Below are 15,379 nucleotides of genomic sequence, written 5' to 3' on the forward strand. Positions count from 1 at the left end.
TTATTTCACTAAAGTGGCAGAGGTAATAACAACAGGAGTTTTGGGCACATCGCTAGGAAAGGGCCCCCCGGCACCTGTTGGGGTGGATTTGATTTTAACGACCACATCCATACCGCTGACAACTTTGCCAAAAACGGTGTAGCCAAAAAGTTGCGGCGCGGTCGTCAAGCGTTCGCGTGGTGTGTTGGTGTAAACCTGACCTTGGTATTCAAACCTAGGAACTGGGTCACCATCAGGAATCAGCACGGGATCCAAGAATCCATTGTCTTGCACATTGATGAAAAACTGGGCAGTGGCCGATTGCGGGTCGTTTGTTCTGGCCATTGCTAAAGTCCCACTTAGGTTCTTTGGTCCGCCTTTTGCCAGTGCCTCACGTCCTTCATGTACCACTGGGGGCCGTGTTTTTTTCTCGACATAGTTGGAGTCAAAGCCGCCTCCTTGGATCATGAAGTTGCTGATCACACGGTGGAAAACCGTACCGTCATAGTGTTTGTCCCTGACGTACTGCAAAAAATTTTCAACGGTTTTGGGCGCTTTATCCGCGTATAGCTCAACAACAATATCACCAGCGGAAGTTTGTAGCCGAACTTTGGGGTATGTCTGTGCTTGGCTAGAGGTTGAGACAAGTGCGCATAACAAGCTAACGGCCAATAACTGGCCCATAAGTGAACGTTTCGATTGCTGCACTACAGTGTTCCTTCAAAGAAAATTTTCCATTTGTTACCTTCGCGCATCCAATACTGGCGCTTTGTAAGGCCATAGCGAACGCCTTCGGCTACTTCTCCAAAAGTGACGACCATGGTGTCGGAGGTATCCGTCCATCGCAGATATGAGATGTCTTTGAGTTGTATTGTTCGCCCACGTGCAGTGGCTAGCTCGGATTTTAGAACCGGAGTCCATTGCGCCAAGTTCTTGCCGTTGCTACTGAAATCAGTGGTGTAAAAGGCCAGCAGCTGTTCTAAATCACCAGCTGTTTTGGCATTGCGCCAAGCGTACAGCACGTCTTCAAACGGTTTGCCATCTGCCCGTGCGTTGTGGGGGGGCACCCAGTTGAGTTGAGTTGTGATGACGACCGGCGTTGTTCGAACTTCCACAGTCCGAATAATGCGTTCGAGATCCGGGTTGGCCAGCACCACGCAGCCATCGGATGCCAAAGGAGGGCGGGAAAATTGGTTAGGTGGCGTGCCATGCAACCAAATACCACTGCCTGTCTTTCCGCGTTTGGTATCCAAAACATTGGGATAGTTGATGGGCAAAGCGCCCGATCCGTAGAAGTCCTTTAGAGACTTTCTATCTAAATTGCTGGTGATGTAGTAAACCCCCAGCGGGGTTCTTTGGTCGCCTTCGATGCTTTTGGCTGTACCTGCCTTGCCAACTGATATGTAGTAGTCGGCAACCAAATTTAGGCCAGTAGCGGTGTTTTCAAACAAGTAAAGGCGCGATTTTGATGCATCCACAGCGATGGCGTGCTTCGATCGCTGGGAAAGTGCAAGAAACTGAGATGGAATACTGCCACTCGGTGGGCGCTCTTTCAGCGCTTTGATGCGTCGCAAAGACTCCTCTCTGAGTTCACTCAAACTTTGGCCAGCGGCTGGCGAAAGAGCGTCGGGTATGTCTCCGATCGCTTTTACAGGTCGGGTCCTTGATGCCAATAAGTCGCCATACACTAACTGCGCGAGTTGAAAACTAGGTAAGTCTGTAACCAGTTGCTCCGCTTTGCTCAGTGCTTCTCGACTGTGCCCTCGGCCAATGAGCGTGTAGACCTCAATTAGGCGTGCTTCGGCTATACCGTCCGCTTCCTGCACATGAGCTACCTCTTGACGTGCCGTCTCTTGACGCTTGTTTCCAGATGTATTTGCGGCGAAAGAGGCCATTGGAATGGCAATAACAAATGCCAATGCGACTTGCAGCATACGTAGCACTCTCATACTAGCGTTGTGTGCCCGAGTCGTTACATAAATGAATAATCATTAGTCTAGGGTAATAGAAGCTTGCTTAGCCGCCTGTTGATTCTTTAGCGATTTGCCAGTGTTCTCCATTTTTGACTAATTCAAGCGTTTTTCGACTTGAAACGGCCAAACCGCTTGCTTTGTAATCTTGCCTAAACTTGGCAACGGCCTTGCTGCCGGATACGGTCACTGTGAGGTTTTCTAGCTTCACGCTGATCTTCGATTTGCTGCTTATACGCTCACGTCGCTCTTCTTCCCAGTCACTGCGCTTCATTGATCCGGGCGGATCAAAATCACGGCTATAGGCAGCAAGATATCCTTTTACGTCTTTTGATGACCAAGCGCTAGCCCAGGCGCGAACTGCTGCTTCTGCTTCCTTGGCGTTACTTCCATCGGTGTTGGCAGTCACAGGCCCAGGTTTCGCTGCGGTGGGTGGTGCTGCCGACGGTGACTGTGCTGCGGCGGTTGTTGGAGTGTTGACTGTAGGTGGTAATGGCGAGGTTGCCGTTGCTGTAACTGCTGGTGCGCCGGTAGGTTGCGCTGGCTTGCTGGGAGCAGGGCCTGGCAGGGTCGGTGCTGGCTTACTTGCCATGGTCGCAACAGGTGCTTGTGTTGTTGATGGCAATGTCGGCGCTGCAGGTGCCGAGCTCAGACCTTGCGCAGGCAAACTAGGGCGCTGGGATTTTGCACCTGTCGGGCTAAAGAGCTCACGAATTAGCGCGAGCTTAGGAGCCACAGCTGGGTTTGATGCGTCAAGCTGCAGGGCTTTGTTGTAGGCTTGGCTTGCTAACTTTGCATACACGTCACCAAGGTTTTCGTGTGCTGTTGCGTAGCTAGGGTTGGTCCTGATCGCCATTTCTAGAGCCGCGCGAGCCTTGTCGAATTGGCTTTGGCTCGCATACAGTACGGCCAAATTATTGTAGGGTTCTGGTAGTTCGGGGTAGTCCTCAGTCAGCCGCGTAAATGTGGCAATAGCTTCCACGGTCTTTCCAGAGTCCCGCTGAATTACGCCTTTTAAAAACCTCATCTGCGGATCTTTGGGCTTGGTTGCCAAGTACTGGTCAGCTTTAGCCATCGCATCGGGCAGCTTGCCATTGCGCATGAGTTGCGAAACGTCTGTGTATTCGTCGGCATGGGCGTTGGCAATGAGCATCAAGGCCGAGAGAGAGAGTAGTCGAAGCGAAGAGTAAACAGCGGTTCTGGCGTACGTCATAAAGCCTTTTGATTTCTGCGTATTGGAAGTGCCCTGACAGCTGGGCTTTATACTGTGCCGCATTGTAGCTGAGGGGGTCTTGCTCCCCGGTTAGCTGCCTACCAAGATTTACCCTAACAAAATTTGCTTCGGCGTTGGTTTTTTTCAGGACAATGGCTTCTGAAACACTCGCTTGATTTACCCATGAGTTTGAACATATACAACACGCTTTCGCGTGCCTCCGAGCCATTTACTCCGATCGAACCAGGCCATGTCCGAATGTATGTTTGCGGCATGACCATCTATGACCTATGCCATATAGGACATGCTCGGATGATGATGGCCTTTGACGTCGTCCATCGCTGGTTGGTGAGTTCTGGCTTTCGTGTCACATATGTTCGCAACATCACCGACATTGATGACAAGATTATCAAACGTGCTGTTGAACGTGGAATGACTATTCGCGCGTTGACAGACGAAATGATTGCCGCAATGCACGAGGATATTGGACGCTTGGGAATTCTTGCTCCAACCGTGGAGCCAAGGGCTACCGAGTACGTAACGCCTATGCTGGAGTTGATCGCGAAGCTCGAAGCAAAGGGTCTAGCTTACAAGTCCAACAGCGGCGATGTCCTTTATGCAGTGCGTAAGTTCGCAGGTTATGGCAAGTTGTCTGGCAAATCGCTAGATGAGTTGCGCGCAGGAGAGCGCGTTGCGGTCGCTGATGGGAAAGAGGATCCGTTGGACTTTGTGCTTTGGAAGTCGGCCAAGACGTCTGAACCCGCAGATGCCAAGTGGAATGGGGTAGTGGGAGAGCAAGACTACGGTGTTGGGCGTCCTGGGTGGCACATTGAATGCTCCGCTATGAGCTGCAAAACCTTGGGAGAGACGTTTGATATCCATGGCGGAGGCGCAGATTTACAGTTCCCCCATCATGAAAATGAGATAGCGCAGAGTGAGGGAGCCAACGACAGGCCTTTGGCCCAGTTTTGGCTGCACAACGGTTTTGTGCGCGTTGACAATGAAAAAATGTCCAAGAGCTTGGGCAATTTCTTCACTATTCGAGAAGTCCTCGCAAAGTTCGATGCGGAGACAGTTCGTTTCTTTCTTGTGAGAACGCATTACCGGACTGCACTCAACTACAGCGATGTTCATCTGAATGATGCACGCCAAGCGCTCAAGCGGCTATACACGGCGCTTGATGCGGTGCCCCCATGCCAGCAAGCTCAGGCAATTGAGTGGAGCAACCCTTATGCGGCCAAGTTTCGCGCTGCGATGGATGAAGATTTCGGTACTCCAGAAGCTATTGCTGTGTTGTTTGATTTGGCTACTGAAGTCAATAAGACTAAGTCGCCTGACCTGTCGTGGATACTCAAATCACTTGGCAACTGTCTAGGGCTTTTGCAAGGAAATCCTGGCGAATTCTTGCAAACGGGCGCAGCGGTAGATGCATCTGTGATTCAAGCTCAGATCGAGATGCGAAATTCCGCCAAACTGGCAAAGGATTTTGCAGCTGCTGATGCGATCCGGCGTGAGCTTTTACTAAAAGGTATTGTGCTGAAAGACACCGCGGCTGGGACAAGTTGGGAAGTTGCTGCGTGATGGGCATCCCCAAGAAAGCCGTTACGCAGCCAATTACGCCATCGTATTGGGCCGATGCCTGCAAGCATTTGGTAAAAAAAGACCGCGTAATGAAACGACTCATTCCCATGTTTGGTGATGCTTGTTTGCAAACGCGTGGTGATGCCTTTGTAACCCTGGCCCGCAGCATCGTAGGGCAGCAAGTTTCGGTCAAGGCCGCACAGACTGTCTGGGAGCGTTTCGCTGCCTTGCCGCCGGTGCTAACGCCAGCAAATGTTCTAAAGCTTAAAATAGACGACATGCGCTCGGCGGGGCTCAGTGTTAGAAAAGTCGAATACTTGGTTGACTTGGCTTTGCACTTTGACAACGGGTCTTTGCATGTGAACGCTTGGGAGGCGATGCCAGATGAGGAAATCATTGCTGAGCTGGTATCGATTCGGGGAATAGGTCGCTGGACAGCCGAGATGTTCTTGATCTTCCACTTTATGCGACCCAATGTTTTGCCGTTAGACGATGTGGGATTGATTGATGGCATCAGCAAAAACTACTTTTCAGGCGAGCAGGTGAGTCGCAGCGATGCGCGGGAAGTTGCGGCTGCGTGGGCCCCTTATTGCAGCGTTGCAACTTGGTATATTTGGCGTTCCCTCGATCCGCAGCCGGTCGGGTACTAATTTTCATGCGTGCCCAACAGCGGCTCTGCAATCGTTTGATGGAGATACACAATGGCAAAGAAAGTATTTTTGGATTTTGAGCAGCCAGTTGCCGAGCTCGAGAACAAGATCGAAGAACTGCGGTATGTGCAAAACGAATCCGCTGTGGATATTTCTGCCGAGATTGATCAGCTTGCTAAAAAAAGCTTGCAGCTTACGAAAGACATCTACAGTGATTTGTCGCCGTGGCAGATCACCAAAATCGCTCGGCACGCAGAGCGTCCTTACACCTTAGACTACGTGGGAGAGCTATTCACCCATTTCGTTGAATTACATGGCGACCGGCATTTTGCAGATGACCTCAGCATAGTCGGAGGGTTGGCACGATTCAACGGCACGCCGTGTATGGTCATAGGCCAGCAAAAAGGCCGAGATACGAAAGAGCGAGGCCTGCGAAATTTCGGGATGAGCAAGCCTGAGGGATATCGCAAGGCTTTGCGCTTGATGAAGCTCGCGGAGAAGTTTAAGCTGCCTGTTTTTACGTTTGTAGATACCCCTGGGGCCTACCCAGGCATTGATGCTGAAGAGCGTGGCCAATCAGAAGCCATTGGGCGAAATATTTTTGAAATGGCTCAGCTTGAGGTACCTATCATCACCACCATTATTGGTGAGGGCGGCTCTGGTGGAGCGCTAGCGATCTCCGTTGCAGACCAAGTGTTGATGTTGCAATACTCGGTGTACTCGGTCATCAGCCCTGAGGGATGTGCATCCATTCTCTGGAAAACATCAGAGCGGGCGCAAGACGCCGCAGATGCTTTGGGCATCACAGCACATAGGCTGAAAGCACTTGGGCTGGTCGACAAGATTGTGAGTGAGCCTGTTGGCGGAGCCCATCGCGATCACAAGCAGATGGCTGCATTCCTGAAACGCGCCTTAAGCGATGCCTATCGTCAAGTCAGTGATTTGAGCGTGTCTGCTTTGGTAGACCGGCGTTACGAACGACTGCAAAGCTATGGCCGCTTTGTAGATACCAAAACTGCTACGAAGTAGGGAATAGGTGATTGCCGTATGACGGTCTCATTTGAGACGGCCATCGCGCAATTTGAGCCTGAATTGCCGCTAGCTGTCGGATTCAGTGGCGGAGCCGACTCGACTGCTTTGCTGGTTGCGTGCGCTAGGAAGTGGCCTAGGGAGGTTGTCGCTGTTCATGTGAACCATGGATTGCAGGCAATGGCCTCTGTTTTTGAGCAGCACTGTCAATTGGTGTGCGCAGAATTGTCTGTAGAGTTGTTTGTGTGCAAAGTAGATGCAAAGCATCGGCCGGGCCAGAGCCCCGAAGACGCTGCGCGAAGAGCCCGCTATGCTGCTTTTGATGAAGTGATTCGGTCAGGCAGGATAACGCATTCGATTAAGTCCATCGCGCTTGCACAGCATGCCGATGACCAAATTGAAACAATTCTTTTAGCCCTGAGTCGTGGCTCTGGGGTCGCGGGTGTAAGTGGCATGCCGGCCAAGTGGACGAGAAACGGGCACGTATTCTTCAGACCGTTGTTGCAGGTTTCCTCGATTGATGTGCGAGCTTGGTTACGCAGCTGTGGCGTAGAGCATATTGAAGATCCTAGCAATGCCGACGTAAGATTCACACGCAATTACATTCGTGGCACGTTGACACCCGTTCTTGAAACTGTCTTCCCACAATTTCGAGATACCTTTGCCCGCAGTGCCATGCACGCGGCGCAAGCCAATGATTTATTAGATGAGCTGGCCGAAATCGATGCCCAGACTGTTTGTGGTGGTGCTTTTCAAGATCCGGCCATACGTCTAATTCAGCAGTTGTCTCCAGCGCGGCAATCAAATTTCTTAAGGCATTGGCTTAAAAGACGTTACGGCGTTGTACCTACTACTGCACAGTTAAATGAGCTGAGAAGACTTGTGCAAGCCTGCACGACGCGTGGACACAACATCCATCTAAAAGTTGGGCATGGCCACGTCATGCGAAACGGTATGGTTTTGGCTTGGCACCATCCGAATGATTTGTGTTGACTCTTCATGTCGTCAATGTCGACATGGCTCACTCACTGAGCGCTTTATGGTCTGCGGGAGGTTCGGTGCACCGGACGTTCAACCTAGAACGGACCTTGAGTCTAAAAGGCTTGTTTTTCATGCGATAATACGTGCTGTCTGGAAACGTGACCGAGTGGCCGAAGGTGCTCCCCTGCTAAGGGAGTATGGGGTGTAGAGCCTCATCGAGGGTTCGAATCCCTCCGTTTCCGCCAGAAAACAAAAAAAGCCCGTGATTTTCATGGGCTTTTTTTTGTCTTGTTGTTTTGACTATCAAATCAACTATCAAATGAAGTGCCGGTTGTTTGGCTGCTTTGGGCGACTTGCGGAAGATGGTCAGTGATTGCTTTCTGAAAGATAATCGCTTCCACTTGTCGCACCGAAGGATACGCAGTCGCTTAGTTGTGCCAACAGAAGCGTCTAAGGCTGGTAAAACACTTCCTATTCAGTACCTGCCCTCCCGCTTTTCCAGATGCCTACTTTTGATCATGGATAAATCCTTGCTGCAGCAGCAGGTGCTGGAGCGGCTCTCCGAAGATCTGCTGCAAACCGAACAGGCAGCGCGTGCTGCCCATGAAACGGCGACTCACGAAGAAAACATTGCCGAAAACAAATACGACACATTGGGACTCGAAGCCGCCTACCTGGCCACCGGCCAGGCTCGGCGCGCCGAAGGCATCCGCCAGTCGATAGTTTATTGGCGCCAATTTCGCCCGTGCCCCTACGACGCCAGCAAAGGGATACAGCTTGGCGCGCTGGTCTGCCTAGTCGATTCCGACGACAAGCAGCAACAGCTTTTTCTCGGGCCGGATGGGGGCAGTATGAAGTTGGTCAGCGGCGCTCAGCTCGTTCAGGTCATCAGCAGCGAAGCCCCTTTGGGCAAGGCCATACTGGGTAAATGTGAGGGTGATGAGGTGTGGATACAGGTCGCTCCAATGCGACAGCAATTTGAGGTACTGTGGGTTTGTTAAGCCGCAAGCAAGCCCACGTCAAATTGGCTGAGGTTAGCAGACGTGCCTGGAGGCTAGACTTCGGCTGTGGGCAACTTGCGGGTATTCATGAATAACCAGTAACTGGAAGCCAAATTTGGTTGTTGCCACCGACCGAAAATGTGCCTATCAGAGACAAAGGGGCATAGGCCATTTATCTATGGGCGATCAGCAAACTGCAGCTGAATGCGGGCACGCTCAGCAGTTGCCTCCATCAGCACGCGTACGCACTCGCCATCGAGCCGTCCGCTGGCCACTTCTTGGTCCAACTCTTGGATAATGTGCGCTTCAGTCCAGGCTGGCTTATAGGGCCGAACATTGGAAAGCGCGTCATACACATCCGCCACAGCGACTATACGGGCCTCCAGCGGAATCTGGTCCATCAGCAGCCCATGCGGGTAGCCAGAGCCATCACCACGTTCATGGTGGCAGGTGACGATATTGCGCATAACATCAAAGGCCAAACCATTCTCCATCTGCAAATCGCACCCCATCTGCACAACAATGGATTCACCGATCGCTACATGGCGGCGCATGATCACCCACTCATCTCCGTCCAGCTTGCCAGGTTTGAGCAAAACCCTGTCGGGGATGCCCACCTTGCCCACATCATGAAGCGGAGCGAACAGAAATACGTACTCAATGAATTCGTCAGTCAGCGAGTGACTTTCTGCCAGCTTGAGCGCCATCAAATGCGAGTACGCGGCCATGCGCTCCAGATGTTGGCCGGTTTCAAGATCGCGAATGCGCGACAGGCCACTTGCCATTTGTACCGTGCCCACCATGCCGCTGACTACCTGCAGCTGCAGCAAATACAGCTGCGCGATCAGGTGCGAAAACATCTCCAAAAACTCGGTCATGTCCGCACTAAAAAAATGCGGCTGCTTGGAATCAAAAAACAAAAAACCTGCCAGCTGATTCCCCTTAAAAATCGGCACTGTCAAGCTGGAGCGGTAGGCATGCCGCTTGAGCCAGTCGGTGTGTTGAGTTGAGGCCGCTAGGCTCGTATCAATGTCATCCACTACCCGACTCATTCGCCCGTCCGCCAGCACCTTTAAAGAAGGCACATTTTGCAACTTGGCCTCGTAATGGTCCAGGTGCATGCCATCGCGGTTGCTGCTGACGAAGGTCTTGAGTGCATCGGTGCGCGGGTCGTAAGCGGCCAGAGCCACCCTGTCGATACCTGGGTAGCGAGAGCTAATGGCACCGTGGACGGTTTTTAGCTGGGACTCCAGATTGGCTGAGGCCGGAGTCGCAGCACCGCCTAGGGCATGGTAGGTCGTGCTAGTCATGAAAACGCTAGCTGCGGCGTATTGGAACGAAGCATCTCGTCGACTGCATCGAGAAGCCCAGAGGTGGATTCGCCATCCTTGAAGTGAAACAGGTACATGGAGTGATCACCCCAACCACCTGCTGTGACAACGCGCTGGAGGTGGCGGTCTGCACTGAGCTTGAGCTTAGTTTTCACGCCGTTGGCATCGCGATCAGCGTCGGAAACGGTCAGCACTTCCACTCGCTCTGCCAGTTGGTTGCTTAATGCATCGTTTTCGTTGACTGGACTTCACCCGCTTTAACAGACACCTGTAAAGGTCTGCATAACAGTTCTGCTTCTTAGTTCAGCGGAAATTGGGGGGATTACCGTCTGAATAGCACGCTGTTGAATTGCACTGAAACCTGACCCAGTGGGTCAGTTTTAGATGCAAATCAACAAAGGACGTAAGCACAGAGTATTTTTGAAAGCTGGTGCTGCTCGTTTTTTGTCGCTCCAGCATTACACTGGTAGGCATGACACAGATTACAGAACTATCTCCCGGTTTGGTGTTGCAAAACACGTTGTCACAGTCCTCCCTCAAGGACTACAAGTTGATAGCTTTTGATATGGACTCAACGCTGATCAACATAGAGTGTGTTGATGAAATTGCGGACGTGGTCGGGCGCAAAGCAGAGGTTGCTGCCATCACGGATGCAGCGATGCGTGGGGAAATCACCGATTACAAGGACAGCCTTCGCCGACGTGTCGCTTTGCTAAAAGGCGTTACTGTTGCTTCAATGCAAGAAGTGTATGAAACCCGGTTAAAGCTTAATCCTGGCGCGGTAGAGCTGGTTCTTGCTTGTAAGGAAGCAGGATTAAAAATTCTTTTGGTCAGTGGTGGTTTTTCTTTCTTTACAGATAGGATTCGCGATCGCCTAGGTATTGACTTCACGCGTTCAAACGTTCTAGGAGTGGTTGATGGAGTGTTGACAGGGGCCTTGATTGACCAGCCATGGGGAGACATATGCGACGGTGAAGAGAAACGGAAAATGCTCCTGTGGACCTGCGGAGAGCTTGGAATTTCTCCCAGTCAAGTGATTGCCGTAGGTGATGGCGCAAACGATTTGCCCATGATGTCTACAGGCTGCCTGTCCGTCGCTTATCACGCAAAACCTGCTGTACGAGAGCGGGCAAACATCGCGATTAATGAAGGTGGTTTAGATCGCTTGCTCGAGGTTGTACGCCCTTATGCGCAGGCAAAACCAAAATCGCTGGACTTATCCGTATTAGATGATTTGGTGGGTGGGGATCCGGCCAAGTTTCGCAAGTTCGCTATGCTGTTTATCAGCTCCTTGGGCGATGTGCTTTCGCAGGTAGATGCTGCGGTCGCTGCAAGCGACTTGGCGACTCTGGCCGCTATGGGGCACCGCGCAAAATCTACTGCCATGAACATCGGTGCTGCTGAGTTCTCTGAACAATGTCTTTTGCTTGAGCAAAGCGCAAAAGCCAACCAAGTCGATAGTGCTCTTAGGATTGCACATGGGTTGCGACCGTTGTTCGACGGTATCAAAGCGGAAATCGATCTCCGACTTGCTAGTTAGTCCTAGGAGTGCTGGGCACTAGGCTAGCTTATTGATAAGTTGCAGTAGAGCTGTTTTATCTACCGGTTTGGATAAAGTGCCCAATAACGTAAAGCGACGTAGTTGGGCTACTAGTGACGCCGAGTGCATGACGTCACTTGCTTGGCCAGAAACAATGATCAACGCACCAGCAAAACCGCCTTTAGCGACGGCGGCCATGAACTCAAACCCATCCATTCCCGGCATGTGCAAATCACTCAACATCAAGTGAAAAGGTGCGTTTGCCTTTGCCTTGGACAGAGCGCTCAGCGCTTGCTCCCCACTAGCTGCTGCAACGATATCTAGTATCCCCAGTCCTTTGAGGGCTTCAGCAATAACTTCCAACTGAAATGGGTCATCGTCTACTACCAAGACTCTGAGAGCCTCGCGCGTTTTGGGGAGGTCGCCAACTGGCTTTGCGTTGAGTGTGTTCATTTGTGATTAGGCTCACCGGCGGGTGCGCACGTGGTTCTGATCTTCCATGGTGTACGTCTTGCTCAAACTTCCCATCCATTCTTCCACGGTTGGTAGGGGTTCGTCTAGGTTGTCCTGCATCCGCTTCATATCGGCTTCTACACCGCTAAGAATTTGCGACACACGATCCTGAAACTGCATGGCCATCAGCAGGTTTTCCACTTCGTGCCGCACCGTAAGCCCATGGCTTCGCATGGAGTCTGCGGAGGCGCCCAACTTTCGTACATGGTTAAGGACATCTTCCACAATGGAGCCGGACATAGAGACGGCATGTTGGTCTTGCGCGTTGGACTCTTCGGCGGATGCCATGGTTTGTGCCATGACGGACACTACCTGATCCACCCTAGTGCCAATTTTCTTGCCGGTTTCAGCTGAACGTTGCGATAGCTTTCTTACTTCTGCGGCTACCACGGCAAAACCTCGCCCTGATTCACCTGCTCTAGCTGCTTCAATAGCGGCATTAATTGCCAGCAAGTTGGTTTGGGCGGCGATGCTGCTAACGTCGGCCGCCATGGCCCGAAGTTCATTCGTTTCATTGGCGAGGTGGCGAATGTTTGAAATCATAGTGTCCTTACCCTCAATGACCGAGGTTAAGGAACCTACCACTGGTTGCAGCTGACGCTCGCACAGAGTTAGCAGGCCAATGGTGCTGTTGCTAGAGTCGGGGCTTAAGCCGGGGCCTGAGCCAATGCCAGCAAGGTCAAATTGCTGGAGTACCGTGGCAAAGCTGGTGGTCAGTTGCACCACTGCTCCCTCCGTCTGGGACTTGACGGCGCTAACGTGGTGTTGCCACGCCGGCAGCACCTGCTTGAGCAGGTCACTGAGATCATCTGCAGAGTAGGGTGGGGCAGAGTCTTGTGACGATGCGCTGCCTAGTGCATATCTTTCCTCGATAGTAGATCCGCGTTGCCATTGCAACATGACGATGACCACAACGACAAAGACTCCGACCAAGCTCAGCCAGCGTAGCCACATGGCGTCATCCACAAGTGCAGGGATTGTTACCAATCCAGTGGCAACTAGCACTAGCACCCAAGTTAGCGCTGTGGGCGGGGCCATGCGATTGCTTTGATCGCCTTGGGCCTCGTTGATTTGCGACATAAGTGGCGGTCCCTTAAAAAATTTCAACACCGCGTGTACGTGGCACGCTCTGAGTAAAACTTTCGGCCCTTTTCATTCCCCTGTGGCCAACGAGGAGGGCTCTTAAAACAATAGTACCTAGTTTCTACAAGATTGGGAATACCGGTGAGCTCAGCCATTTCAACAAAGCGCTGTACAACTCGCCGGGGTCTACGGGCTTAGAAACAAAATCATTCATCCCTGCATCGATACATGCTCTGCGATCTTCTACAAAAACATTGGCAGATAAGGCCAAAATTGGCGTGTGTTCTTTGCCCGGTAGTTGGCGTATGTGCTTGGTCGCTTCCAGCCCGTTCATGATAGGCATCTGCACATCCATCAAAATCAGGTCATAGTGGCTTTGGATCACCTGCGCCACTGCATCTTTCCCATTGGCCGCAGTGTCCACTGCAAAGCTGATCTCCTTGAGGTAGTCTGCCGCGATCTCCCGGTTGAACGGATCATCGTCTACGACGAGAATGCGGGCGCTCGGAAATTTGCACTGCAGCAGTAATTCAGCGTCCTCCTGGGCGTCTGTTGTCGCAGGCGTACTATGGCCTTGGATTTGCCTCAAATGGGCGGTGAACCAAAACGTACTGCCCACCCCGAATTCGCTTTGCACGCCGGCATCACCTCCCATTAAGTGAGCAAGCCTATGGGTAATTGCTAACCCTAGCCCTGTGCCACCGTACTTGCGGGTTGTGGACGCGTCGGCTTGTTCAAAAGCCTGGAACAGTCTGGTGACATCGTGGGATTGAATGCCAATGCCCGTGTCAGAAACATCAAACCGAACCACGAGATTGCCATCCTGTGCGTCAACCAAGCGGGCTGCCAAGTTGACCTGGCCGCGCTCCGTGAACTTGACTGCGTTGCCAGCGTAGTTCAGCAACGCTTGTCTAAGGCGGGTGGGGTCCCCACGCACGGTGGGCGGGAGGTCTATGCTTGTGGTGTGGACGGAGAGGCCCTTTTCGCGGGCGGATGGCGTGATGATGGTCGCAACGCTGTCTACCAATGCCTGAATCGAGAACTCTGTGTCTTCAAGCTCTAGACGACCCGCTTCGATTTTGGATATATCCAAAACGTCGCTGATGATGGAGAGTAGATGCTGCCCCGCACTGTTGATTTTGTTGAGTCGTTCAATTTGTTGTGCGGTGGGGCTCTCCCTGCGCAGCAGGTTGGAGAAGCCCAAAATTGCATTCATCGGCGTTCTGATTTCATGGCTCATGTTGGCCAAAAACTCGCTTTTTGCGAGGTTGGCGGCATCAGCTTGCTGACGTGCTGCAATCAGTTCTGTGGTTCTTTGCACCACCATTTCTTCCAAGTGATGGCGGTGTCGGTCTAGCTCTTCGCCGAGTCGTTTGCGTTCTGTGATGTCTTCGTTGACAGCTACATAGTGGCTGATCGAACCGTCTGGCTGTCGTAAGGGAGCAATGATCGCGAATGAGATGTACTCAGAACCATCTTTGCGACGGTTGTGAAACTGACCTTGCCAAGTTTTTCCGTCGCGCAAGCTTTCCCAAAGACTGATGTAGGTCTCCGCAGGTGTGTTTCCGGACTGTAGTAGCTTTGGATTCTGTCCGATGACCTCGTTCAGGGCATAGCCATTGTTATGAATAAAGGACTCGTTTACATACTCGATGCGCCCAAGCGTGTCCGTGATAACGATCATTTCGGGGCTTTGGGCAACAGCCTGAGAGAGTTTTCGCAACTGGTTCTGCGCTGCATGCTGCTCTGTCAAATCACGCACCACACCAATGAAAGTGGTTTGACCGCCCCGAATGCTTTCTGACACGGACAAACTCATGGGGAAGTGCTCTTTGTTTTTACGCACTCCAATCACTTCGCGGGATCGACCTAAGACATAGGCTTTGCCTGAGCTACTGTAAGACAGCAAAGCCGCATCGTGTTCGGCTAGGTCTTGGGGGGACATCAAAATGGAGACGTTTTGCCCCACAATTTCCTCTTGGCCGTAGCCAAAGATTCGATTGGCCGCTTTGTTGAATGACTCTATGACACCGGTGGCATTGATGGTGATCAGTCCGTCCACCATGTTGTCCAAAATGGCTTGCGTATGTAATGCGGACTCACGCAACTTGGTTTCTGCCTGGTGCTTGTACAGCGCCATCTCCAGTACGGTGCGTAGCTCTTGTTTGGCACAAGGCTTGACGATGAATCCAAAAGGCTCAGCGAGCTTGGCTCTGGCAAGCACATCTTCATCCGCCGTAGCGGTTATGAAAATGACGGGCACCGCAAATTGGTTCCGTATAGCCACCGCGGCAGCAATGCCGTCCATCGCCCCGGCAAGTTGGATGTCCATCAAAACCAAGTTTGGCTTCAAGGTGCCTACAAGGTCTACAGACTCTTCGCCCAATGCTGATTGGCCAATGTGGTCATAACCTAGGTCAAGCAGTTGGCGCTTGATAAAAAGCGCGCTGATAGGCTCATCCTCGACGACCAATATCCTCGGCTTGTTACCCGCAGAATCCATCCACC

At 52.0% G+C, this 15,379-nt stretch carries 14 protein-coding genes, 1 tRNA gene and 1 pseudogene; 8 read left to right on the forward strand and 8 right to left on the reverse strand.

Features of this window, described 5'->3' with window-relative positions:
- The 3 genes from EXZ61_RS08745 to EXZ61_RS08755 form a co-directional block, all read right to left on the reverse strand.
- Complete coding sequence (locus EXZ61_RS08745) at positions 1-663, reverse strand: peptidylprolyl isomerase (protein ID WP_142814173.1); 663 nt, start codon at positions 661-663, stop codon at positions 1-3.
- A 23-nt stretch (positions 664-686) separates the two neighbouring features.
- Positions 687-1,913 (reverse strand): L,D-transpeptidase family protein, encoded by a 1,227-nt coding sequence (locus tag EXZ61_RS08750; RefSeq protein ID WP_178084844.1) that lies wholly within the window; start codon positions 1,911-1,913, stop codon positions 687-689.
- A gap of 82 nt (positions 1,914-1,995) precedes the next feature.
- Positions 1,996-3,162, reverse strand: coding sequence for a L,D-transpeptidase Cds6 family protein (locus EXZ61_RS08755; protein WP_142814174.1), 1,167 nt, complete (start codon positions 3,160-3,162; stop codon positions 1,996-1,998).
- Between the two features lie 183 nt (positions 3,163-3,345).
- Here EXZ61_RS08755 and cysS point away from each other — a divergent pair, with 183 nt between their 5' ends.
- The 6 genes from cysS (at position 3,346) to EXZ61_RS08785 (ending at position 8,404) form a co-directional block, all read left to right on the forward strand.
- Entirely contained in the window at positions 3,346-4,743 is a 1,398-nt protein-coding gene (cysS, locus tag EXZ61_RS08760) for a cysteine--tRNA ligase (protein WP_142810990.1), read from the forward strand.
- Complete coding sequence (locus EXZ61_RS08765) at positions 4,743-5,393, forward strand: DNA-3-methyladenine glycosylase family protein (RefSeq protein ID WP_142814175.1); 651 nt, start codon at positions 4,743-4,745, stop codon at positions 5,391-5,393. The genes cysS and EXZ61_RS08765 overlap by 1 nt, the downstream gene beginning before the upstream one ends.
- 51 nt (positions 5,394-5,444) lie before the next feature.
- Entirely contained in the window at positions 5,445-6,422 is a 978-nt protein-coding gene (locus EXZ61_RS08770; protein ID WP_142810992.1) for an acetyl-CoA carboxylase carboxyltransferase subunit alpha, read from the forward strand.
- A gap of 18 nt (positions 6,423-6,440) precedes the next feature.
- Positions 6,441-7,415, forward strand: coding sequence for a tRNA lysidine(34) synthetase TilS (gene tilS / locus EXZ61_RS08775; RefSeq protein WP_142810993.1), 975 nt, complete (start codon positions 6,441-6,443; stop codon positions 7,413-7,415).
- Between the two features lie 140 nt (positions 7,416-7,555).
- Positions 7,556-7,648 (forward strand) — tRNA-Ser (locus tag EXZ61_RS08780).
- 273 nt (positions 7,649-7,921) lie between these two features.
- A complete protein-coding gene (locus EXZ61_RS08785; RefSeq protein WP_142810995.1) occupies positions 7,922-8,404 on the forward strand; it encodes a GreA/GreB family elongation factor in 483 nt (160 codons plus the stop codon).
- A gap of 176 nt (positions 8,405-8,580) precedes the next feature.
- On the opposite strand, the gene EXZ61_RS08790 is transcribed toward EXZ61_RS08785, so the two are convergent.
- Positions 8,581-9,714, reverse strand: a complete 1,134-nt coding sequence (locus tag EXZ61_RS08790; protein ID WP_142810997.1) for a GAF and HD-GYP domain-containing protein — start codon at positions 9,712-9,714, stop codon at positions 8,581-8,583.
- Complete coding sequence (locus EXZ61_RS08795) at positions 9,711-9,929, reverse strand: hypothetical protein (protein WP_142810999.1); 219 nt, start codon at positions 9,927-9,929, stop codon at positions 9,711-9,713. Before EXZ61_RS08795 ends, EXZ61_RS08790 begins: the two co-directional genes overlap by 4 nt.
- Before the next feature lie 278 nt (positions 9,930-10,207).
- Between EXZ61_RS08795 and serB the strand changes: the two are divergent.
- Together serB and EXZ61_RS22495 are read left to right on the forward strand one after the other, a co-directional pair.
- Positions 10,208-10,918: pseudogene (serB, locus tag EXZ61_RS08800) on the forward strand (phosphoserine phosphatase SerB); the annotation flags it as partial.
- Positions 10,919-11,008: 90 nt separating this feature from the next.
- Entirely contained in the window at positions 11,009-11,275 is a 267-nt protein-coding gene (locus EXZ61_RS22495) for an Hpt domain-containing protein (protein WP_342590579.1), read from the forward strand.
- Positions 11,276-11,293: 18 nt separating this feature from the next.
- Here the strand turns inward: EXZ61_RS22495 and EXZ61_RS08805 are convergent, their stop codons facing one another.
- The 3 genes from EXZ61_RS08805 to EXZ61_RS08815 form a co-directional block, all read right to left on the reverse strand.
- The gene (locus tag EXZ61_RS08805) at positions 11,294-11,728 is read right to left on the reverse strand and encodes a response regulator (protein ID WP_142811003.1); all 435 of its coding nucleotides are present in this window, start codon (positions 11,726-11,728) and stop codon (positions 11,294-11,296) included.
- A gap of 12 nt (positions 11,729-11,740) precedes the next feature.
- Complete coding sequence (locus EXZ61_RS21905) at positions 11,741-12,868, reverse strand: methyl-accepting chemotaxis protein (protein WP_168224726.1); 1,128 nt, start codon at positions 12,866-12,868, stop codon at positions 11,741-11,743.
- Positions 12,869-12,992: 124 nt separating this feature from the next.
- Complete coding sequence (locus EXZ61_RS08815) at positions 12,993-15,374, reverse strand: response regulator (RefSeq protein WP_142811005.1); 2,382 nt, start codon at positions 15,372-15,374, stop codon at positions 12,993-12,995.
- Positions 15,375-15,379: the final 5 nt, after the last annotated feature.

It is taken from the genome of Rhodoferax aquaticus (assembly GCF_006974105.1).
GTDB lineage: Bacteria > Pseudomonadota > Gammaproteobacteria > Burkholderiales > Burkholderiaceae_C > Allorhodoferax > Allorhodoferax aquaticus_A.